At 55.6% G+C, this 20,125-nt stretch carries 19 protein-coding genes; 15 read left to right on the top strand and 4 right to left on the bottom strand.

The window, feature by feature from the left end:
• Window positions 1-53 precede the first annotated feature (53 nt).
• From MWU60_RS16260 to MWU60_RS16240, 5 genes are read left to right on the top strand one after another with little or no spacing between them, the layout of a single operon-like run.
• The gene (locus MWU60_RS16260) at window positions 54-1,502 is read left to right on the top strand and encodes a UbiA family prenyltransferase (RefSeq protein WP_348644702.1); all 1,449 of its coding nucleotides are present in this window, start codon (window positions 54-56) and stop codon (window positions 1,500-1,502) included.
• Window positions 1,499-1,921 (top strand): GtrA family protein, encoded by a 423-nt coding sequence (locus MWU60_RS16255; RefSeq protein ID WP_247228429.1) that lies wholly within the window; start codon window positions 1,499-1,501, stop codon window positions 1,919-1,921. The genes MWU60_RS16260 and MWU60_RS16255 overlap by 4 nt, the downstream gene beginning before the upstream one ends.
• Complete coding sequence (locus MWU60_RS16250) at window positions 1,918-3,240, top strand: FAD-binding oxidoreductase (RefSeq protein ID WP_247228428.1); 1,323 nt, start codon at window positions 1,918-1,920, stop codon at window positions 3,238-3,240. The genes MWU60_RS16255 and MWU60_RS16250 overlap by 4 nt, the downstream gene beginning before the upstream one ends.
• On the top strand, window positions 3,237-3,974 hold the full coding sequence (locus tag MWU60_RS16245; RefSeq protein ID WP_247228427.1) for an SDR family oxidoreductase: 738 nt from the start codon (window positions 3,237-3,239) through the stop codon (window positions 3,972-3,974). The genes MWU60_RS16250 and MWU60_RS16245 overlap by 4 nt, the downstream gene beginning before the upstream one ends.
• A gap of 6 nt (window positions 3,975-3,980) precedes the next feature.
• The gene (locus MWU60_RS16240; protein WP_247228426.1) at window positions 3,981-5,606 is read left to right on the top strand and encodes a hypothetical protein; all 1,626 of its coding nucleotides are present in this window, start codon (window positions 3,981-3,983) and stop codon (window positions 5,604-5,606) included.
• Between the two features lie 23 nt (window positions 5,607-5,629).
• Here the strand turns inward: MWU60_RS16240 and MWU60_RS16235 are convergent, their stop codons facing one another.
• The 3 genes from MWU60_RS16235 to MWU60_RS16225 all read right to left on the bottom strand — a co-directional run bounded on the left by MWU60_RS16235 (window position 5,630) and on the right by MWU60_RS16225 (window position 8,660).
• Window positions 5,630-6,391: an ATP-binding cassette domain-containing protein gene (locus MWU60_RS16235; RefSeq protein ID WP_247228600.1), complete on the bottom strand. Its 762-nt coding sequence runs from the start codon at window positions 6,389-6,391 to the stop codon at window positions 5,630-5,632.
• 29 nt (window positions 6,392-6,420) lie between these two features.
• Entirely contained in the window at window positions 6,421-7,506 is a 1,086-nt protein-coding gene (locus MWU60_RS16230) for an ABC transporter permease (RefSeq protein WP_247228425.1), read from the bottom strand.
• A 134-nt stretch (window positions 7,507-7,640) separates the two neighbouring features.
• The gene (locus MWU60_RS16225; protein WP_247228424.1) at window positions 7,641-8,660 is read right to left on the bottom strand and encodes a substrate-binding domain-containing protein; all 1,020 of its coding nucleotides are present in this window, start codon (window positions 8,658-8,660) and stop codon (window positions 7,641-7,643) included.
• Between the two features lie 156 nt (window positions 8,661-8,816).
• Here MWU60_RS16225 and MWU60_RS16220 point away from each other — a divergent pair, with 156 nt between their 5' ends.
• The 6 genes from MWU60_RS16220 (at window position 8,817) to MWU60_RS16195 (ending at window position 15,422) form a co-directional block, all read left to right on the top strand.
• Complete coding sequence (locus MWU60_RS16220) at window positions 8,817-10,031, top strand: ROK family transcriptional regulator (RefSeq protein ID WP_348644701.1); 1,215 nt, start codon at window positions 8,817-8,819, stop codon at window positions 10,029-10,031.
• Window positions 10,032-10,518: 487 nt separating this feature from the next.
• Window positions 10,519-11,706 carry a hypothetical protein gene (locus MWU60_RS16215; protein WP_247228422.1) on the top strand — a complete coding sequence of 396 codons (1,188 nt, stop codon included), beginning with the start codon at window positions 10,519-10,521 and terminating at the stop codon, window positions 11,704-11,706.
• A 7-nt stretch (window positions 11,707-11,713) separates the two neighbouring features.
• Window positions 11,714-12,757: a DUF2169 domain-containing protein gene (locus MWU60_RS16210; protein WP_247228421.1), complete on the top strand. Its 1,044-nt coding sequence runs from the start codon at window positions 11,714-11,716 to the stop codon at window positions 12,755-12,757.
• Window positions 12,754-13,806 (top strand): 3-oxoacyl-ACP synthase, encoded by a 1,053-nt coding sequence (locus tag MWU60_RS16205; protein ID WP_247228420.1) that lies wholly within the window; start codon window positions 12,754-12,756, stop codon window positions 13,804-13,806. Before MWU60_RS16210 ends, MWU60_RS16205 begins: the two co-directional genes overlap by 4 nt.
• Window positions 13,803-14,765 (top strand): PAAR-like domain-containing protein, encoded by a 963-nt coding sequence (locus MWU60_RS16200; RefSeq protein ID WP_247228419.1) that lies wholly within the window; start codon window positions 13,803-13,805, stop codon window positions 14,763-14,765. The genes MWU60_RS16205 and MWU60_RS16200 overlap by 4 nt, the downstream gene beginning before the upstream one ends.
• Entirely contained in the window at window positions 14,766-15,422 is a 657-nt protein-coding gene (locus MWU60_RS16195; protein ID WP_247228418.1) for a hypothetical protein, read from the top strand.
• Here the strand turns inward: MWU60_RS16195 and MWU60_RS16190 are convergent.
• A complete protein-coding gene (locus MWU60_RS16190) occupies window positions 15,419-15,739 on the bottom strand; it encodes a hypothetical protein (protein ID WP_247228417.1) in 321 nt (106 codons plus the stop codon). The two genes, MWU60_RS16195 and MWU60_RS16190, sit on opposite strands and share 4 nt — an antisense overlap.
• A 776-nt stretch (window positions 15,740-16,515) precedes the next feature.
• Between MWU60_RS16190 and MWU60_RS16185 the strand changes: the two genes are divergently transcribed.
• From MWU60_RS16185 to MWU60_RS16170, 4 genes are all read left to right on the top strand, one after another.
• Entirely contained in the window at window positions 16,516-16,869 is a 354-nt protein-coding gene (locus MWU60_RS16185) for a hypothetical protein (RefSeq protein ID WP_247228416.1), read from the top strand.
• Between the two features lie 139 nt (window positions 16,870-17,008).
• Entirely contained in the window at window positions 17,009-17,698 is a 690-nt protein-coding gene (locus tag MWU60_RS16180) for a hypothetical protein (protein ID WP_247228415.1), read from the top strand.
• An 83-nt stretch (window positions 17,699-17,781) separates the two neighbouring features.
• Window positions 17,782-18,981 (top strand): DUF1611 domain-containing protein, encoded by a 1,200-nt coding sequence (locus MWU60_RS16175; protein ID WP_247228414.1) that lies wholly within the window; start codon window positions 17,782-17,784, stop codon window positions 18,979-18,981.
• Window positions 18,978-20,096 (top strand): alanine/ornithine racemase family PLP-dependent enzyme, encoded by a 1,119-nt coding sequence (locus MWU60_RS16170; protein ID WP_247228413.1) that lies wholly within the window; start codon window positions 18,978-18,980, stop codon window positions 20,094-20,096. The genes MWU60_RS16175 and MWU60_RS16170 overlap by 4 nt, the downstream gene beginning before the upstream one ends.
• Window positions 20,097-20,125 lie beyond the last annotated feature (29 nt).

Below are 20,125 nucleotides of genomic sequence, written 5' to 3'. Positions count from 1 at the left end.
TCAACGAAGTCAATTCCAAGATTTATCAGCCTTATATCGGACAGCGCACAGCGGTGAGTTACAAAAAAACAAGTTTCGCAGAAACGAAGCGGCCTATTTTGGCGGTCGATCTTGATGGCACTTTGATCAGAACGGACATGTTGTTCGAAAGTTTTTGGTCTGCCCTCGGGTGTGATTGGCGCACCGGTGCAGGCGCTGCCGGGGCGGCGTTAGGTGGCCGCGCGCGGCTCAAGACATATCTGTCGGCAGCGGCTGATATTGATGTGGCGACACTGCCCTATAACCCGGATGTCATGGCATATATCGCAGACTGGCGCGCGTCAGGTGGGCAAGCTGTCCTTGTCACCGCAACGACGCAAGGATTGGCCGAGCGGATCGCGGCACATCTGGGCATTTTCGATGCCGTCTATGGATCTGACGACGTGACAAACCTCAAATCTGCGCAGAAGGCGGCGCATCTGACCCGTCTTTATGGCGATGCCGGATTCTACTACATGGGGGATGCGCGCGCGGATTTGCCCGTTTGGGAGGCGGCGTCTGGCGCTCTGACTGTCGATGTGCCCGTATCTTTGCGTGCTCAGGTTGACCGGTTGCAACCTGATGCCGAACACCTGTCCACGCGACAAAGAACGCTAGTGCCATATCTGCGCGCATTGCGACCGCATCAATATGTCAAAAACCTGCTGGTTTTTCTACCAGTTCTTGCCGCACAGCAGTTCGACACCATGACGTTTTTCGCGGCACTGACCGCGTTTGTTGCATTCTGCGCTGTGTCGTCCGGCGTCTATCTTCTGAACGATCTGATTGATTTGAAGTCAGACCGTAACCACCCACGCAAACGCGATCGTCCGTTGGCGTCTGGCAGTATGTCGATTGCCCATGCCAGCGGTTTGAGCGTGGTGCTGTTGTGTTTCGGCTTGATGGTTGCTGCGCTGAACAGCCTGGGGCTGCTTACAGTGATGATCGGTTACTTTTTGATGACGACTGCTTACTCGCTCACGTTCAAGAAACGGGCGATCCTTGATATCGCTGTGCTCGCGGGTCTTTATGCCGGCCGGATCATCGCGGGTGGTGTGGCAACAGGTATCGAGCTGTCCGTTTGGCTTTTGGCTTTTGCGGTGTTTTTCTTCTTTGCCCTCGCAGCCGTCAAAAGGCAGGCCGAACTTGTTGATATGGTCAACCGCGATGGGTCAGGTGCATCGCGCGGGTACAACGTCGATGATCTACCGATCCTGTCGATGATCGCTTTAACCGCTGGCTATGTGTCGGTGCTGGTTCTGGCGCTTTATCTGACATCGCCGGTGGTTGTTGACCTTTATCCAGCGCCGGGGATGTTGTGGGGTATTTGTAGCGTATTGCTGTATTGGTTTTCGCGTCTCGTGCTGGTCACGCACCGCGGCCATATGCATGATGATCCGGTCGTCTTTGCGCTGACCGACCGGGTCAGCCGCTACTGTCTTTTGGCTTGTGTCAGCTTTGCGGTCCTTGGTGTCTTTGGATGACGGCGCAGGCTTTGATCATACGCTACGTGGCCTTCGCGATTGTTGCCACGGTTGCAAACTTGGGTGTTCAGCGCCTGACGTTGATGGCAGGCAATGATGCCAAGTGGTTTATTCTGGCGATGTGTCTGGGGACGCTGACGGGGTTAGGCGTTAAATTCATCCTCGATAAACACTGGATCTTCTTTGATAGGGCAACCGGGATCCGCGCCAATAGCCGCCAGTTTACGCTCTATGCTGCCATGGGACTGCTGACGACGGCGATTTTCTGGATCACCGAGACGCTGTTCTGGGTCATCTGGAACACGCATATGATGCGCGAACTGGGTGCTGTGATCGGTCTGATGATCGGCTACACGATCAAGTACAACCTTGATCGCCGGTTCGTCTTTGGGTCGCAAACCACGGGCAGCTTGTCATGAAGCTGTCCGGTTGGGGGAATTTTCCGGTGCATGACGTCGCAATGCAGACGCCACGGGTCGTGGATGAAGTCGTGTCATCTGTGCATGCACAGGATATGATCGCCCGTGGCAATGGCCGTGCTTACGGCGATAGCGCGCTGAACACACATGCGACAGTGAACATGTGCGGCCTGAACCGGTTCATTGCGTTTGATGCGGACACCGGAGTGCTGACGGCAGAGGCGGGCGTGATCTTGGGTGACGTCATCGCGGCAATGTTGCCGCGGGGGTGGTTTCCATGGGTCACACCGGGGACCAAGTTCGTGACGTTGGGTGGCATGGTCGCTGCGGATGTGCACGGCAAGAACCACCACGGGTTTGGCAGTTTCCGTCACTGTGTTGAATGGTTCGATCTGTGTGATGCCAAGGGTGACGTCAGGCGTTGTTCGCGCACCCAGAACGCCGACCTGTTCGACTGGACTTTTGGCGCAATGGGGCTGACGGGGGTGATCTTGCGAGTGGCTCTGCGGTTGCGCCCTGTTGAGACCGGTTGGATCAGGCAAAGAACGATTGCGGCATCTGATCTTGGGGCGGTGATGGCGCTTTTCGAGACGCATGCCGCTGCCACCTATTCAGTAGCCTGGATTGATTGTCTGGCGACCGGAAAGGATCTGGGGAGATCGCTTTTGATGCTGGGCGAACATGCGTCGGCCTATGAAACCCCCGCCCGACTGCGCGCAAAAACAGCGACGATGCGTCAAAAACGGCGTTTGCGTGTTCCTGCTTTGCTGCCCGGTGGTTTGCTGAACCGACTGACGGTCAGAGCGTTCAACGCGGCCTACTACCGGTGGGGTGCGCACAACGCAGGTAGCAGGATCGTGGATTGGGACAGCTACTTCTATCCACTGGATGCCATTCTGGGCTGGAATCGCATTTATGGGCGCAAGGGGTTCACCCAGTTTCAATGTGTTTTGCCAGAGACCAGCGCCCATGATGGGCTGGAAAAGATACTGAAGCAGACAGCGCTGGCGGGGATGGGATCATTTCTGGCCGTTTTGAAGCGGTTGGGGCCACAGGACGGACCTTTCAGTTTTCCCATGGAAGGGTTCACACTGGCCCTTGATTTTCCGGTCAGCCCGGCGACAACCCGGCTGATCAAGAAACTGGAGGCGATCACATTGGAGCATCATGGCCGGTTTTATCTGGCTAAGGACAGCCATATGTCCGCCGAGACGTTACGGGCGTCTGATGACCGGATTGCAGATTTCACCGCAATGCGGGATCAACTGGCCAGCACAGCCGTTTTCCGCTCCGAACAATCGAAAAGGCTAAAAATATGACAAAGGGCCCTGTTTTGATCCTTGGCGCACGATCTGACATCGCCCGCGCGGTGGCGCATCGATTTGCAGCCATGGGGCATCCGATCCAGTTGGCGGCGCGCAATGCTACGACGCTTGCGCAAGATAAGGTCGATATCGAACTGCGGTATGATGTGCCCGTCACCTTGCATGAGTGCGACGCCCTGGACCCCGCCAGCTACAGCGCATGCGTCGATGGCTTGCCGGATTTGCCAGAGATCGTGTGCTGCGCCATCGGTTATATGGGTACACAGGCCGAGAATGAGCGCGATGTGCCGATGGCCCAGACTGTTTTGCGCAGTAACTTTGAAGGGCCCGCCAGCATCTTGTCGATCTTTGCCAACCTGTTTGAAGAGCGCGGGTTTGGCACCATCATCGGCATCAGTTCGGTCGCAGGTGAACGCGGGCGCGCGACCAACTATGTCTATGGGTCTGCCAAGGCGGGCTTTACCGCGTTCCTGTCGGGATTACGCAATCGGCTGGCTGGCAAAGGGGTACATGTGATCACTGTTCTGCCGGGGTTTGTTGCAACGCAAATGACCCAAGGCATGGATCTGCCCGCACGCCTGACCGCCCAACCCGAAGAGGTGGCAACAGCGATTGCAAATGCGGTCCGCCGCAAGCGCAACGTCGTTTATGTGCGCCCGATCTGGCAGCTGATTATGTTGATCATCCGGTCAATCCCGGAAGCCATCTTTAAGAAGCTAAAGATCTGATCCGCTTTGACTGTAGCAACCGAAACCAACCCAAGAACCAACGACGCAGCTGGGGCGACGCTGCGTTTTCTTTGGTTGCCACTGGTTCTGACACTGCTGTTTCAGACAGTATTGACGGCCTGGGTGCTGGAACCAAAGGTGGGCATTGATGACGCCAGCATAACCCAAGTCTATGCCCGGCACCTGACCGAGGGACATGGGTTTGTCTACAACATCGGGGGTGAACGGGTCGAAGGGTCGACGTCTCTTTTGTGGACGCTGCTGAACGCGGGGGCCTTTGCAACACCCCACCCAATTGCCGCAATCACTTTGGCCTGCTTTTTCCTCATGGCCTTAACAATGGTCTTGTCGGCAAAGATCGCAGTAGCGATGTCGGGGCGCTTATTGGCGGGGACCGTCACGATCGGTTTGTTCAACGTCTATCCGTATTTCTTTGGCTGGAACCTGTGGTCATTGATGGACACCGGGCTGTTCATTGCGATGATCATGGGCCTGTCTTACATCGTGGCCGTGCCGTCAGGGCGCGGGCGGTTGACGGCGATCATCGCCCTTGGTTTGCTCTTGCCGGTCACGCGACCAGAAGGGATTGTCGTCGCGCTGGCCGCAGCGCTGTTTATCCGTGTGGCCCGCAACCAAGATGGGGCGTTTGCCCGCTTAGCCGCACCGCTGGCCATGTCAGCACTGTTGTCCTTTGGTCTTGCCACGTTGTGGCGGCTTGCCTATTTCGGATATCCGTTTCCAAACACTTTCTATGCCAAGGTCTCGGTGAGTACCGCAGGGCAGATTACACAAGGGTTGGCGTATCTGCGCGGGTCTCTCTCGGACCCATTCAACGTGGCGCTGGTGGTCATGTTTGTGATGCTGGGCGCATACTTGGTCCGCCGTAACGTGATCGAGCGGGCGCTCTATGTTGTCTTCGTTGCCTACCTTTGGATCGGGGCTGTGGGTGTTTACACTGTGCTTGGCGGTGATCACTTTGCGGGTAATCGGTTTTATCAGTTTCTGATCCCTTTGATGCTGCCGGTTCTGGCCGTGGGTGTGCTGCATCTGTTTCATTCAAGCTCTGCTATCAGGGCGGTTGGCCTGATTGGCTTTTGCGCCTTGGTGTTGGGCAGTACCGTTCCCTTTGTTCGCTACGCCGGTGGGCTTCAGGATGAATTCCGGATTGCCGAGAGGAATATCAGGATAGGGCACCTGTTGAATGATGTTGGCAGCCAATACACAGTGGCGACGATCCCGGCGGGGGGCATCCGCCTGTCGTATGATGGCAAGATTTATGATGTGCTGGGGCTGAATTGGATCGAGATGGCGCATGCAGAGGCAGAGTTGCGCACAGATGTTCCCAAGAACCACGGCAGCTTTGTCCGCGCGGTCTTCTATCAAGCGATGCCCGACATCGCCTTCGCACGCGGTGGAAGCTGCAGCGATGACAGAGGGTCCGTCCTGAACGGGTTTCGCATGGCGATCCTTGATCGGCTGGAGGCCGATGCGCGCTTTCGCGAAAGCTATGCAAGCATGTGTTCACCTGCGCTGGTGTTCTTTGCCAGACACGAGATCGTGCCGGATTTGCTTGCCGATGGCTATCATGTCTACCCAACGGTGTTTGGGACACAAGAGGCAGGTGAAAACTGACCTCGGTGATCGTTCAGTCAGGCTTAATGAGGTGCTTCTTTCGCCCCGGTCATGAACGCTACGGCATCTGACATCGTGTAGTCCTTTGGGTCAATCACACACAGGCGTTTGCCAAGACGATGCACATGAATACGGTCTGCGACCTCGAACACATGCGGCATGTTGTGGCTGATCAGGATGATCGGGATACCACGTGAGCGCACATCAATGATCAATTCCAGCACACGGCGGGACTCCTTGACACCCAAAGCCGCCGTCGGTTCGTCCAGAATGATCACTTTTGACCCGAATGCCGCCGCACGGGCAACCGCCACACCCTGCCGCTGACCACCTGACAATGTTTCAACGGCTTGGTTGATGTTCTGGATCGTCATAAGGCCAAGCTCTGACAGCTTGTCACGGGCGATCTGTTCCATCTTGGAGCGGTCCAGCTGACGCAAGTATTTACCGCGAAAGCCAGGTTTGCGGATTTCACGGCCCATGAACATGTTGTCCGCAATGGACAGTGCAGGCGACATTGCAAGGGTCTGATAGACTGTCTCGATCCCTTCTTTGCGGGCATCAGTTGGCGAGGTGAAATTGACCTTTTGGCCTTCAAGAAACACCTCTCCTTCATCTGGTATGATTGCCCCTGACACGGCTTTGATCAAAGAGGATTTGCCCGCCCCATTGTCGCCAATGACAGCCAGAATTTCACCAGGGTAGAGGTCGAAGTCACAGTGATCGAGAGCCGTGACGCGACCGTAGCGTTTGACCAAGCCACGGCCCATGAGGATGGGTTCAATCGACCCATTCGCGATGTTCTCCACGACAGTCATGCTGAAACCTTTCTGATCCATTGGTCAACGGCGACAGCGCCGATAATCAGCGCCCCGATGAGAAGGAACGTCCATTGCGCATCCGCCCCGGCAAGGCGAAGTCCGAGGGTGAACACACCGACGATGAGGGCGCCAAAGAGCGGCCCCATGATTGACCCGCGCCCACCAAACAATGAGATGCCGCCGATCACCACCGCCGTGATGCTTTCAATGTTCAACAGTTGGCCAGAGGTCGGGCTTACGGACCCGATACGACCGATAAGCGCCCAACCCGCGATGGCACAGATAAACCCGGTCACTGCGTAAACGGAAATCAATGTGCGCTTCACGTTGACACCTGAAAGCTGTGCGGCTTCCGGGTCATCGCCCACTGCGTGAATGTGACGACCCCATGCGGTGTGTTTGAGCACATAGGCGAGGAATGCAAAGATCGCGACCATTGCGATGACGCCAAAGGTGAACGTCGCTCCTCCTCGTCCGTCTGCATCTGCGCCAATCTTGAAGGTGGAACCAAGGAACTGCAAAAGGGGGGCGTTTTGCTCAATGTCTTGGCTGCGGATTGTTTCGTTGGCGGAATAAAGGAAGTTTGCCGCCAATACGATTTGCCACATGCCAAGTGTGACAATGAACGGCGGAAGCTTCATCACGGCAACCAGCCAACCATTGATCGAACCGATCAATGTGCCAAAGGCAAGACCAGCGGCCACCGCAATTTCAACGGGAACACCATAGCGAAAGGTGAATTGCCCCATGATGACGCTGGACAGAACGGCGATGGCTCCGACGCTTAGGTCGATGCCAGCGGTCAGAATGACAAGGCTTTGGGCTGCCGCAACGATACCCACGATCTGCACCTGCTGGAGGATCAGCGTCAGAGCAAACGGAGAGAAGAACTTGGACCCCAAAAGGGCACCGAACAGCAGGATAGAAACCAGCAGAACAAACAGAGGCACAAGCGCCGGGTTCACGTGTAGCGCATGCTGCAATCTGGCAAGAAACCCTTTGCGCTCGGTAAATGTGGCGACCTGATCTGCGGCGGGTGGCTTTATGGCGGCTTCAAAATCATCGGCGTTGCCAGACATTGTCCGATCCCCTCAATGTGAATTGTGCTACTTGTGGAACTATATCCCACTTTGGAAAAAGGGGCGGGGAAAAACCCGCCCCTTAGGGTTTTGGCCCTAAGTTGCATCCTAGATGAGATGCAGGAGGTTTTGGGTTAGCCCCAGCAAAGCTCCATGCCTTCGGCGACCGAGATGCTTTCGACACCGTCTGCTGGCTGGTCGGTGACCAAGGCGACGCCTGTGTCAAAGAAGTCTTTGCCGGGTGTATTTTCGGGCAACGTGCCGTCAGCTGCATAAGCCGCAATCGCTCCGATCCCCAAAGCCGCCATTTGCAACGGATACTGTTGGGCTGTCGCACCGATCACGCCGTCCGCGATGTTCTGAACACCGGGGCACCCACCATCAACGGATACGATGAGAACATCGTTTTCACGGCCAATGGATTTCAGCGCCTCATAGGCACCGGCCGCTGCTGGTTCGTTAATCGTGTAGACAACGTTGATCTCTGGATCGACCGCAAGCAGGTTTTCCATCGCGCGACGACCGCCTTCTTCGTTACCGGCGGTCACGTCGTTGCCAACGATGCGCGGATCATCTTCGTCGCCATTGACGTTGGGATCGGCAAGATCAATGCCAAAGCCTTGCAAAAAGCCTTGATCGCGCAACACGCCAACACTGGGCTGGCTGACGGCGAGGTCCAGCAAAGCAATCTTGGCATTTGCGGCGTCATCGCCCAGTGTTGCAGCGGCCCACTGGCCGATCAGCTCGCCTGCAAGAAAGTTGTCTGTCGCAAATGTCGCGTCAGCCGCATCAATTGGTTCAAGTGGGGTATCCAACGCGATAACCAACAACCCAGCATCACGCGCTTGGGTTACCGCACCAACGATGGATGATGTGTCAGAAGCGGTCAGCAAGATCCCGGACGCGCCGTCCAGAATGCAGGTCTCGATTGCGGCTACTTGAGTTTCGTGGTCCCCGTCAACCTGACCCGCATAGGAACGAAGCGTGATGCCAGCTTCGGCAGCGGCGGCTTCAGCGCCTTCGCGCATCTTTACGAAGAACGGGTTGGTATCGGTTTTCGTGATCAGGCAAGCGGAAACAGCGTGGCCGTCCGCCATAGCAGAACCAGCAGATGTAATGGCGGCAAGAGCTGTGCCGATGAGCAACTTTTTCATGATGTCCTCCCAGACAATTAACGCGTCAAAGCCTCTACTCTGACACCAGTACGGCTAGCGAATGCTTGCCGCTTGACGTTAAGTGACCCGATTCCCGGACAGCTGTCAATTAATTAGTTAAGTTTTCTTATTAATCCATTTACCCACATTACTTGGATGGATAAGGTAAGATTTATGGAAGATGGATTGATCAGATCAATCAGCACTGGGCTCAGCCAAAAAGGCGTTCGTGATCATAACGAACGGCTCTTGCTGTCGTTACTCCAACGCAACGGCCCGATGCCGGGAAGCGATTTGTCACGGCTCGCAGAACTATCCCCCCCTACCGTTTCGAGCATTCTTCGACGTCTTGAGGGTGAGGGCATAATTGAGCGCGGAGAGCCCGTTCGCGGCAAAGTGGGTAAGCCGTCAATCCCAATGAGGTTGGCTTCTGACGGCGTATTTTCGTTCGGACTCAAGATAGGCCGCAGGTCTACCGATTTGGTGCTGATCGACCTGAACGGTGAATTACGTGAAGAACGGCAACTGACTTATCCAGTTCCAATTCCCAGTGACATCTTTGATTTTCTCGAAAACGGTGTGCGCAGCATTACCGATGCGATGGACCCGGTACTTGCAAAGCGCATATGCGGCATCGGCATAGCTGCCCCCTTTGAGGTGTGGAACTGGCCAGACCAGACCACAGACCTCTCAGCGGCTCTCGCACCGTGGGAAGGCGTTGACTTGAGAGCGGAGGTGCAGCTGAGAACAGGGTTGGTCGTGTCACTCTTGAACGATGCGACAGCCGCGTGTCAGGCCGAACAGACCTATGGTCGCGGCAAGGAATTTCGAGACTACGCATACTTCTTTATTGGGGCATTCATAGGCGGTGGAATTGTCCTGAACAATTCGGTCTTTGAAGGTCGCCAAGGAAATGCAGGCGCATTGGGATCCTTGCGTAGTATTGGCCCCAATGGCGAAAGCATGCAGTTGGTCGACATGGCGTCGATCCACCAATTGGAAGAGCGCCTTCGCGAGGTCGATCTGGATCCGCAACAGCTTTGGTCAGACCCCGAAAGCTGGCATTCCTTGTCGCGATACGTGGACCCTTGGCTGGGCCAGACAGCGCAGGAACTCGCGAAGGCGGCTCTCTCCACCTGCTCGGTGGTGGATTTTGAAGCGATCTTGATTGATGGTGCTTTTCCGGCCAGCGTCCGGGACGATCTTGTCAGCCGCGTGCGGCGCTATGTGGTCACGCAGGATACACGTGGACTGATCCAACCGCGTATCGAAAGTGGCAGCATCGGTGGCAAAGCCCGCGCAATCGGCGCAGCCACGCGACCCATCGGCGCACAATTCATGATGCAGGCCAGTCTTGGTGTCACAGTCTGATCGCTTGGCAGTGTGGCACGGTTCACCCGAGCGGTCGTTCAAGTCGATCCATCCTTCCAGCCTGCATCATAATGCGTGCCATCGCAGAACGGTTTCTTTGCGGATAGCCCGCAACAGCCTCAATCGTTTCACCCGCGCTATCACGCAAATTGGGAACGTCAGTCACCATCAACGGGCCGTCTTCGATAGGAGCGATTTTAGGTTGGGATGTAATGGTGATGCTCCTAAAGGCGGTTAATGCGCCGTTGGGGTAAACGAAAGGGTGCGACCGGAAACGCCAGAAGGCGCGCATTAGAATTCTTGTTGGATTGTTGGGCGTTTTGATCAGTAGCGCGTTAAAATATTTTGAGTTACGCTTGCCGCATATAGAGGAACGGCAATTTGTTTTTATGTCACTTCATTCAGCAGCTTTAAGGCGATGCTAAATCTTAATCGCCGCGAAACTCGATTGGACCTGCTACGTACGCACTGCGAGGATGCGTCATTTTTGTTCACGCTTCGCGAAAAGGCGATTGAGGCCCCAAATTATAGACTGATTGATGTTTATGATCTTGAAGAGCGGATGCGCGGACATTTGTTGGCGATCCTTTTGGCGAATGAGGCGGGTGCCAGAATGGCGGCGGACGTCCTTGCAGAAAATCCCAAAGCCGGTGAGATGTTCGTCGCGGCCTACGTTGTTGCGCATCGAACCGGACCGGCAGGGCTTGTCAGGCTGATTGATGACTGGGATGAGGGTTTGACGTATGTCCGTTCGCTCACGATGGCGCTTGCTTGGTGCCAACCCGATCTGCTGTCGTCTTTTATGTCTACCTGGATTGCCAGTACCGATCTGCGACTGACGACATTGGCCCTATCTGTTTGTGCAGAGCACCGCGTTGATCCCCAGCATCATTTGGATCTGGCGCTTAAGATCGACGATGCGCGGGTCCGATCGGCGGCGTTTCGATGCGCCGGGTTTTGTGGTCGTGCGGGTCTGCGTGACGACGCAACTGCATTCGCAGGCGAGAATTTTGAGGCGGCGGTGGCCGCGACCCTGTTAGGCGACAGCTCAGCCGGGCCGCAGGCCCTGTTTGCCGCCATTGTGAAAGAACCAGCAGGCCCCAATGCGCGCCGCGCTGCCGAGCTTGCTCCGCTTGGCATGGATCAGGAGGCCGCCCAAAGCCATATCCAAAGCCTTCTGAGCAGTGCTGAAGCGGCCCGTTGGGGCATCGTTGCGATCGGTGCCCTTGGCTTGCCAGAAACATTGGATTGGTTGGTGCGACAGATGGAGGTCGATGTTCTTGCTCGGGTGGCTGCGGCGGCGTTTGGCGCGATTAGCGGTGCAGATATCAAGGACCCGGAATTGGAGCAGGACCAGTTTCCAGAAGATCCAGAGAACCCCATCACTGAGGCAAACGTGGTCGAGGATTTCTACGAATCCAACTTACCTTGGCCGGACCTTGACGGCGTCAAAGCTTGGTTGGACGAAAACAGAAACCGGTTTTCTTTGGGCCAGCGGCATATAATGGGGTCGGCCGCCTGGTCCTATAGCTACCCTGACATGGCCGGTCTTAAGTATCAGTCGGCGTTTCGTGCGCTTTCCTACGAATATGCGATGCGCGATCCTGGTGTGGCCTTGCCGAATTGGCACGCTCAGGTTCGACTTGAAAACGGTCAGTTCGTTCGGACTTGGTAGAGATCAAATGCAGCTGGAGAATAAGACCCCTTTTGAAGCAGAGCTGACCGGCGGGTTTGAACCCTCGGGCCACGAATGTGTCGTAGTGGCTGTGAAAGGCACGTTTGTCTTGCCGGTCGAACAAGGTCAGCCTTGCCTAATGGCGTCTGAACAACGTCCCCTAGTTTACGCCGATGAATTTGGCGAAGACCCCGCGTTTGACTGTGTCCGTTTCGAGAACGACTTTGCACCGTTTAAACCCAAGTGCGACGTTATCGTTGATGGCCCTGCGATTGCACCGGGTGCGTCGCCTGTGACGCGGCTTCCAGTCGGGGTTCGCATTGGGAATTGGTCGAAGCATTTTGTCGCCCTTGGGTCACGTATCTGGTTGAGCGGGGCTGTCGGATTCTCCGTTTCCGAGATGCGGCCATTTCTGAAGCAACCTATCGACTACGATCATGCTTATGGGGGAGCGGACCCTGAGCCGAACCGGCCAGACCATGCGCGCACCTTTGAAACCAATCCAGCTGGTGTAGGCTACTATCCACTGCGCGAGGATCTAGAGGGCCTTCCAGTCGCCCAGACGATGGCAGCCGGCGGGGCTGATCCTGTGTCCCGAGATGGTAGCTATCCGCCCATGGCGTTCGGACCGATGGGCAGGGCTTGGTTGCCTCGTCGCAGTTGGGTCGGGACCTATGATAAGGTCTGGATGAAAGACCACATGCCATTTCCGCCGGATGATCTTGATTACCGCTACTTTCAGGCGACGGCACCTGACCAGTGGATAGGATATCCCCAAGGTGGCGAGCCGATCGAAATTGTCCACCTGACGCCTGCGCCACGGGTCGTTACCTATCTGCCGCAGGTTTCGGTTGTGATGACTTTCAATCGTCGATCAGGTCGTGTCACCCAGAAGATCGCCAATCTGGACACGGTTCTGGTCTTGGGCGAGGCATTGCAATTATGTCTGACGTGGCGTGCTCGGTTGGTGACAGATCGCGACCTGTTTGAGGTGGAAAGCATCACCATCACGTCGCGCGGCGACTTGCCAGCCGTGGCAGTGGCGGCATGAGCGGGGCCCCCAATCTTTCCGTCATTGGCTATGGCATGTGGACCGCGGCTGGTCACGATGGTCCCAGCTCAGTTGCGGCCATGCGGGCTGGCGTTTCAGGAGCGTCCCGCGCGAACCTTTGGGACTACACTTCGGGCGAGAACCTGATGGCGTTTCGTGTGAATGCGCATCAATGGTGGGAGGGACCAACGTTTTTGCCCGAGCTGATCCTGCCGGTCGTGCAAGAATGTCGCGACCAAGTGCCCGAAATACTGGGTGTGGCGCCCGAAGACATCCCGATCCTTTTGGGCGTGGCACCTGATGGTCGTCCCGGCAGGGACGCCAACTTGGAACACAGCCTTCGCGAGGGGCTTGCAGAAAAAATGGGTGGCGCTCTGCCGGCGCGCAGCGAGTTGATTGCGCAAGGACGTGTCTCGCTGCCGTATTTGCTGCAGCGCGCAGCCAGCTTGGGTGGCCCGGCGATTATCGTGGGCGTCGAAAGCTTCCTCAGACAGTCCATCGTCGAACACTATATCAAAAAATCGCGTCTTCTCTGCGGCGCGAACTCAAGCGGGTTCATCGCGGGGGAAGCCGCCGCCGGACTTCTTGTTGCGCCAAGCGGTCAAAGCGGTGGTCCGGAGCTGCGCATAACCGGGATGGGCAAGGGCCTTGAGCCAAGTGGGGACGGGGGATCAAAGGACCAACCGGTATCGGCCAAGGGGCTGACCGAAGCGCTGCGCGCTGCCGAGCAGATGTCAGGCCGACAATTCTATGATATACCATTGGTTATGGCTGATTTGAACGGTGAGCATTTCAAATTTAAAGAACTGGCCCTGGCCAGCATTCGTGTTGACAGACTGCCACCGGAAGGTGGGTCACGTCGTCCGCGTGACCACGTGGAGCATTGGAATGTGGTCGAGACAATCGGCGAGGTCGGCGCAGCACTTTTGCCCGCAGCCATGGGCTGGGCGTTCGAGGCGGGACGATCGGGCTTTCTTCCAGGTGCTGTTATGTTCGCCGCAGGAGAAGACGACGGCACCCGCGTCGCTTTGGTAGGAGAAATGGCATGAGCGTTTTTGCCAATGGTCGAGAGGTTTCTGGAAAGGCGACACCGAACAAAGTGATTGCGGCTTTTCCCAGCGTCTGCTTGTCCCCGCCATCCCCGCCGGCAGGGCCGATCCCAATCCCTTATCCGTTGTTTACGGATGCGGGCAAAACAGGCGATGGCACCGGATCGGTCAAGATTAAGAAAAAGGAAGTCGGCAAGAAGAACGGATCAACCTACACGAAAAGTCAGGGGAATGAACCTGCGACACGGTCTTTCGGAATGGACGTGGTGTCGCACACGATCAGCGGTAAGAACAAGCACCAAGCTTATTCGTTTGATGTGTTATTCGAGAAAGCAGGTGCAGAAAGATTTCTGGATTTAACCACGACAAACCACGGGAGTGATCCGGCGACGGCGGCAGGTCCGAATGCTTCCAAGCCAAACGTTGCACCTTCACATCCGGACCCAGAATGTGTGACACTTGATGGTATCAACATGGCGTCCAGAGGTCGGAAGCAACCAAAGCGACGCCAATCCGGGACCGTAGCATCGGCGCGATATAAACCGCCGGGTGGAGGCACTCACTACTTTCGTGGACAAGCGGTAAAGTCCCATACGCGACCATGGCTCTATCGTGCTAGCTTTAGCAAAGGACTTTGGCCAGATCGTAAAAAGAGAACCACACCTAAGGGAATCTCATCGCGTATGAACGACAACGCCGATTGTGGGCAGCACAGTTACTCGACGAATCCTCAGGGCGGAGTTAATCACGCCGAAGCAAAAATATTGGAGGATGTTCTTGGTAAGCATGCGCCGGGAGGAAACCTTCTTTTCAAGATTGATTGGGCCGGGAATCCACCAGTGCCATGTTGTAAATACTGCCAGGCGATGCTTGCAGCGGCCTGCGCCTGTTTCGAAATTGAACTTTGCGATGAGAACGATCAATCTTATGATTGGTGTGCCGATCAGAAATGTGGTTAGATGAATAGTTATTGCGAGGCATTTGTCCATTACGTCGGAAGCTTAGGAGAACAAGAAACCCCTCCGGACTTTGTCTGGGATGAGTGGGATGTCGAGAACTATGCAGAGCCGATTGACGATGAGGAAATCAATTCGCTTTTTGGTATATCGGTGAATGCGCTTTTGGCATTGGGGGTGGCGATCACCTTTTGGCCGTTTACGCGACTCCGCGCATCACAGCTCAATCCGGACGCCGAGCATATTTTGGAATGCATTGCATGTAGTTCAAGCCAGCAACCAGTATTCGAATACCTGATGCTTGATCCCGATGAGTGGCGCGGCCCAAGCAACGGCCCAGTCGCTGTTTGCATTGATGCATTGAACTTGTCTGTTCATGAAGCGGAAGAGGTCTTTGTTCTTGCGGAAAATACATTCATGATTCTACAAATTGCGCGGCGCGCTACATCGGCAAGCGAAGCATTCGAAGAATGGTATGTGCAAGCCAAGAAATACCTCATCGAGCACCATCCCTCTGGGGCATTCGACACCTTGAAGGATATACCCAGAATTGGAACTCCAGTCGCCCTGTCCGAGTTGATGTTTGACAAAAGTGAAGATTTCTCTTTCGAAGATCAACAGAATGCGCTGTCTCCAAATAACCCCTTCCGAGAAATCTAATTCAACTCAACACTCGCACCCTGAACCCTATTCGCCCCATCCGACCGTGACAAAACCCGCGTACCGCGTATCGTTACGCGGCCGTCGGGGGTCAGGCGGATGGATGCCGGGCCGCAGCGTAGCACCACTTCGGTTTCGCCGATCAATTCGATCTTGTCATCGACCTTGGCCACGCGTGGATTGACGAGGGCTCCGAGGATCAAAAGCTGTGAGGTCTCGCCCGCAAGGTCAGTTACGGCGAGTTCCGTTCCGACTGTGAGGTTGGCGACGTCCACCAGGCTCCGTGCCGCAAAGCGTTCATTATCAATACGAACCATGGGTTGGTTGTCGAAATTAAGACCGTCAAAAAACGCTACCCGGGCCAGACCGGACAACTGAGGAAAGACTAGGTCGTCACGCAAGGCGGCCTCCAAAGCTTTAACGAGTTATAGAAACTTCATCAAATCCATATGATTAACAATAGAGATTGCTGGTCAAATGTAAACGTTCACGCTTTATAGCGCGGCGTGTGAGGTGTGACCTGCTGCCGGTTTGCCCCGTTAGCCGGATGTGTGACGCGCTTGGTGCGTTACGGAGCGGGTTCTACGTCTGGCTGACGCGGCCACATGCGCGAGCATGTTTGAAGCCGTTTTTTCTTCACCGTTGTAATTCCGGCGCCAAGCGGCTACGTAAAAGAGACAAGGGTTGCAACTCTCGTCGGCTTAGGCAGACCGCCTGCTGCAGCGAATTGCAATCTTCCACCATCAAAATTCAGCCGTTGTGACCCTGTTGGGATCTGATGTTAGAGAAAGTGCCGATGGTATCGCGCGCCACAACATCATTTATGGCTTTTGTTCATCATTTGGTGGTGATCCGGTAAATCGGTAAGTCGCTGCCGGGCGGCTATATGAATTTTGCGGAAGTTGAGGTTCTGCAAAGTCAAAGTTTTGAGCCTTCTTTATGCACAGCGACATACCTGTTGATCAGGTTGCCCACTGACGGGTCCAACTACGGCCCGTCGATAGCCGCGCCGTATAAGCAGCCCAAAGCAAGACCAGACCAAAAAAATCGTCAAAACAGTGAGGCGGCGCTTTCTCCGCCAAAGGATCAAAAAATGACTTTTCCAGAATGGACGAAACCCGGTGCCTACGGTGCCGTGGGTGGTGCGATTGTTGCTAGTGTATTGGGGTTTACCTGGGGCGGCTGGACAACCGCGGGTAGTGCGCAGGATATGGCACAAACCTTTGCCACGCAGGAAGTGACATCGGCCATGGTTCCTGTCTGTTTGAATGCCTCTGCGGCAGATCCTGAGCGTGTTGCGAAGCTGGCGACAATTCAGGATGGGTCTTCTTTCGGGCGCAGTCGCGCAATGATGGCGACAGGCTGGGCGACATTTCCCGGTACTGAGACACCCAACCGCGATCTTGCTGTCGCCTGCCTAGAAGGGCTTGCACCAGATGGATCATAGGTCAGGGCTGCAAATAGCGCTGCCACAATCGTCTTGCGGGACGCGTGTGCGGTCAGACGCCCAAATGATGATCCGGCTGCTCGCTGGCGCCATGCTTATATTACTAGCAACAGCGCTACCCGTACATGCCCAGACTTCAGTGCAAGCCATCCCAGAAAACGCCAGCCCGCAAAGTTATGGTGATGGTTGGAAGTGCGATATCGGATACCGGCTGAACGCAGGAAGTTGCGTCGCAGTTATCGTACCGATGAATGCCTATGAAACCAACAGGGCCTACGGGCTTGGATGGGAATGCTTTCATGGCTTTCGCGCTGATGGTGAAGCCGATTGTGTCGCCGTTGCTGTCCCCAAAGGTGGATACCTGGCTCCGTCAGGTGCACGGTGGCATTGCCTGCGGGGATTTACCAAGCTCGATGATACATGTCAGAAGGTCAACCTGCCCGCAAACGCCTATCTGGCAGACACATCATATGGATCGCCGTGGGTTTGCGACCGCGGCTTTGAGGCGGTGGATGACGCGTGCTCTGCCATTGTGGTTCCCGCAAACGCATATCTGAACACGTCAGCCTATGGTCAGTCTTGGACATGCGAGCGCGGTTTCTTTCAACAAGCTAGTTCTTGCGTCGCAGTGATGGTCCCCGAGAACGCCTACTTCGATGACGCAACCTACGGGAATGGATGGAGGTGTGAGCGTGGATACGCCACCTCTGGACAAGCATGTGCAGCGATAGACGTGCCCGAAAACGCCCATCTGGACAGGTCGGGAAACCGCTGGGAGTGCAATAGAAACTTCCGAAAATCCAAGGGCTTGTGCCTTCTCATCAACTAAAGCGACAGCACGGCCAAATCGGCTTCAACATACGGGGGTGACGACATTTTCGCCATCCGTGCCGACCAAACAAAGGAATGATCATGGAAACCGAACTCAAAGCAGAAAGTACTATCCGACGTCCCGTCAGGGGTGCGCAGGCACCACCGTCGATCATCAGCGAACCCATAAGTGCGACAGCAAAAGCTCGTTTGTCCTCACCGCCATCGGCAATTGTCTATTGCGAAGACAACTTTGCCAAAGTTGATGGTAAGACCGCAAATGGCCTCGTGCGTCATTCAGAGGCGTATCGTATCCTGTCCATCATCGACAGCACCCGCAGCGGACAGGACAGTGGCCTTGTCCTCGATGGTGTGGCGAACGACATACCGATCTTCGAAAACCTTGATGCCGCGATTGCCCATACGGCAACGGTACCCGACACGCTCATCTATGGCATGGCTCCGTCAACAGGGCGGCTGTCGCTGACGGATCGCGGCGTTGTCCTGCATGCGATCTCGCAGGGTATGAATGTCGTCAGCGGTCTGCACGAGTATCTGAGCGACGACGCGGAAATTGCCAATGCAGCGTCTGAGTACAAGGTCACTATCCGCGATATTCGCAGACCCAAACCCAGCAAAGACATGAAGCTGTTCGACGGTAGTGTTGCCGGTGTGAACGCGCTACGCATCGCAGTTCTTGGCACTGACTGCGCGATCGGAAAGCGGACAACAGCAACCGTTCTGGCCGGTGCCCTGAACGCGAAGGGCATCAAGACGGTGCTGGTTGGCACGGGTCAGACGGGTCTGATGCAGGGCGCAAAGTATGGCGTTGCGATGGACGCCGTGCCGCCCCAGTTTTGTTGTGGCGAACTTGAGGGCGCGATTGTTGCAGCATCTGAGGCCGAACAGCCCGATGTGATCCTGATCGAGGGGCAAGGCGCGCTGAGCCACCCTGCCTTTTGCACATCCGCCTTCATTCTGCGCGGCAGCCAACCGGATGCCGTTATCCTTCAGCACGCGCCCAAACGCGCCCATCGCTGCGATTTTCCCGATATGCCGATGCCCACACCGGAGAGCGAGATTGCTCTCATCGAGGCATTCGCTGATACGAAGGTCATTGGTGTCACGCTAAACCACGAAGGGATGTCAGAGGCTGAGATAACGCAAACCATTGCGTCACAATCGCAAAAGCTGGGATTACCAGTGACTGATGCGCTCAGCCGACCAACCGCCCATTTGCTTGCCATGATCGTTGCGGCCTATCCCGGATTGCGACAAAGCGCACCTGCAGCCACGATATGACATCGCCGCGCATCGAAGTTGACCTTGGAAAGATACGCCACAACGCAGAAACGGTTGTCGGGCGGCTACGAAAGCGCGGAATTCGTGTGACCGGCGTAACCAAAGCTGTCTGCGGGCATCCAGCCGTCGCGCAGGCTATGCTGGATGGTGGATGTACAGGTCTGGCCGAGGCCCGTCTGAGCAATGTGCGACGACTGCGAGATGCGAACAAAAACTGCTCAATCACTCTGATCCGCACACCGATGCTTAGCCAGGTGGATGAAGTTGTCCAACTGTGTGACGCAAGTTACAATACTCAGATCGTCGTGATTGCGGGTTTAGCTGCGGCCGCGATACGAAAGAACATGGTTCACGATATCATCCTCGTGGTAGAGATGGGCGATTTACGCGAAGGCATATTGCCCGAGAATGTAGGTGCCATTGCGCAACACGTTGTGAATATGCCGGGCGTCGCTTTGAAAGGCATCGCTGCAAACTTTGCCTGCTTGAACGGAATAGCCCCGACTGCCGCAAAAATGGCGGCCTTCTCCAGCCTTTCAACCGAAATAGAGGGGCTGTGTGGCCCCTACATTGAAGCTGTGTCTGGCGGGAACTCGGCAAACTTGCCCTGGGCGTTTGGGAAACAGCCGGTGGGTCGCGTAAATGATCTCAGGCTGGGAGAGGCCATACTTCTGGGTGTCGACCCAATTACTGGCAAACAAATTGGCGGCATGCATACGGACGCCTTTACACTCATCGCCGAGGTCATTGAGACGGATGCAGAGCCTGCGCTGCCGTCTATTGCTTTGGTCAGCCCGGATTTTGCGAAGCCGCGTCTGGTGTCGAACGATGCTGGCGCCCGGCGTCTGATACTGGCCATCGGACAGCAGGACACGGATATTCAAGGGCTTACAATGCCTTTGGGAACAGCATTGATTGGTGCAACCAGCGATCATCTTGTCGTTGGCACGCACCATTCAACGTTCAGGGTGGGAGCCGAAATGAGGTTTCCGATGAATTACAAAGCGTTGATGCGTGCAATGGCTGCACCCGATATCCAAACAGAGCTACGCGATGACCGATACCCAAGGCGGTCACCATCAAGAAGCAAGGCCAAACATCTGGCTTTGATTTGACAAACTCAGTTCGGACATGTGGCCCCAAA

Origin of the sequence: Yoonia sp. F2084L, from assembly GCF_023015625.1 — a bacterium.
Lineage (GTDB): Bacteria > Pseudomonadota > Alphaproteobacteria > Rhodobacterales > Rhodobacteraceae > Yoonia.
Note: the sequence above shows the minus strand (reverse complement) of the source record. Positions and strands in the feature narration are given on the sequence as shown.

Bases quoted from the DNA above. Each gene is read 5' to 3' on its own strand.
- MWU60_RS16170 (WP_247228413.1), top strand. From the start codon at position 18,978: ATGACATCGCCGCGCATCGAAGTTGACCTTGGAAAGATACGCCACAAC.
- MWU60_RS16195 (WP_247228418.1), top strand. From the start codon at position 14,766: ATGAATAGTTATTGCGAGGCATTTGTCCATTACGTCGGAAGCTTAGGA.
- MWU60_RS16230 (WP_247228425.1), bottom strand. From the start codon at position 7,506: ATGTCTGGCAACGCCGATGATTTTGAAGCCGCCATAAAGCCACCCGCC.
- MWU60_RS16225 (WP_247228424.1), bottom strand. From the start codon at position 8,660: ATGAAAAAGTTGCTCATCGGCACAGCTCTTGCCGCCATTACATCTGCT.
- MWU60_RS16255 (WP_247228429.1), top strand. From the start codon at position 1,499: ATGACGGCGCAGGCTTTGATCATACGCTACGTGGCCTTCGCGATTGTT.
- MWU60_RS16190 (WP_247228417.1), bottom strand. From the start codon at position 15,739: ATGGTTCGTATTGATAATGAACGCTTTGCGGCACGGAGCCTGGTGGAC.
- MWU60_RS16175 (WP_247228414.1), top strand. From the start codon at position 17,782: ATGGAAACCGAACTCAAAGCAGAAAGTACTATCCGACGTCCCGTCAGG.
- MWU60_RS16250 (WP_247228428.1), top strand. From the start codon at position 1,918: ATGAAGCTGTCCGGTTGGGGGAATTTTCCGGTGCATGACGTCGCAATG.
- MWU60_RS16185 (WP_247228416.1), top strand. From the start codon at position 16,516: ATGACTTTTCCAGAATGGACGAAACCCGGTGCCTACGGTGCCGTGGGT.
- MWU60_RS16220 (WP_348644701.1), top strand. From the start codon at position 8,817: ATGGATAAGGTAAGATTTATGGAAGATGGATTGATCAGATCAATCAGC.
- MWU60_RS16245 (WP_247228427.1), top strand. From the start codon at position 3,237: ATGACAAAGGGCCCTGTTTTGATCCTTGGCGCACGATCTGACATCGCC.
- MWU60_RS16210 (WP_247228421.1), top strand. From the start codon at position 11,714: ATGCAGCTGGAGAATAAGACCCCTTTTGAAGCAGAGCTGACCGGCGGG.
- MWU60_RS16205 (WP_247228420.1), top strand. From the start codon at position 12,754: ATGAGCGGGGCCCCCAATCTTTCCGTCATTGGCTATGGCATGTGGACC.
- MWU60_RS16200 (WP_247228419.1), top strand. From the start codon at position 13,803: ATGAGCGTTTTTGCCAATGGTCGAGAGGTTTCTGGAAAGGCGACACCG.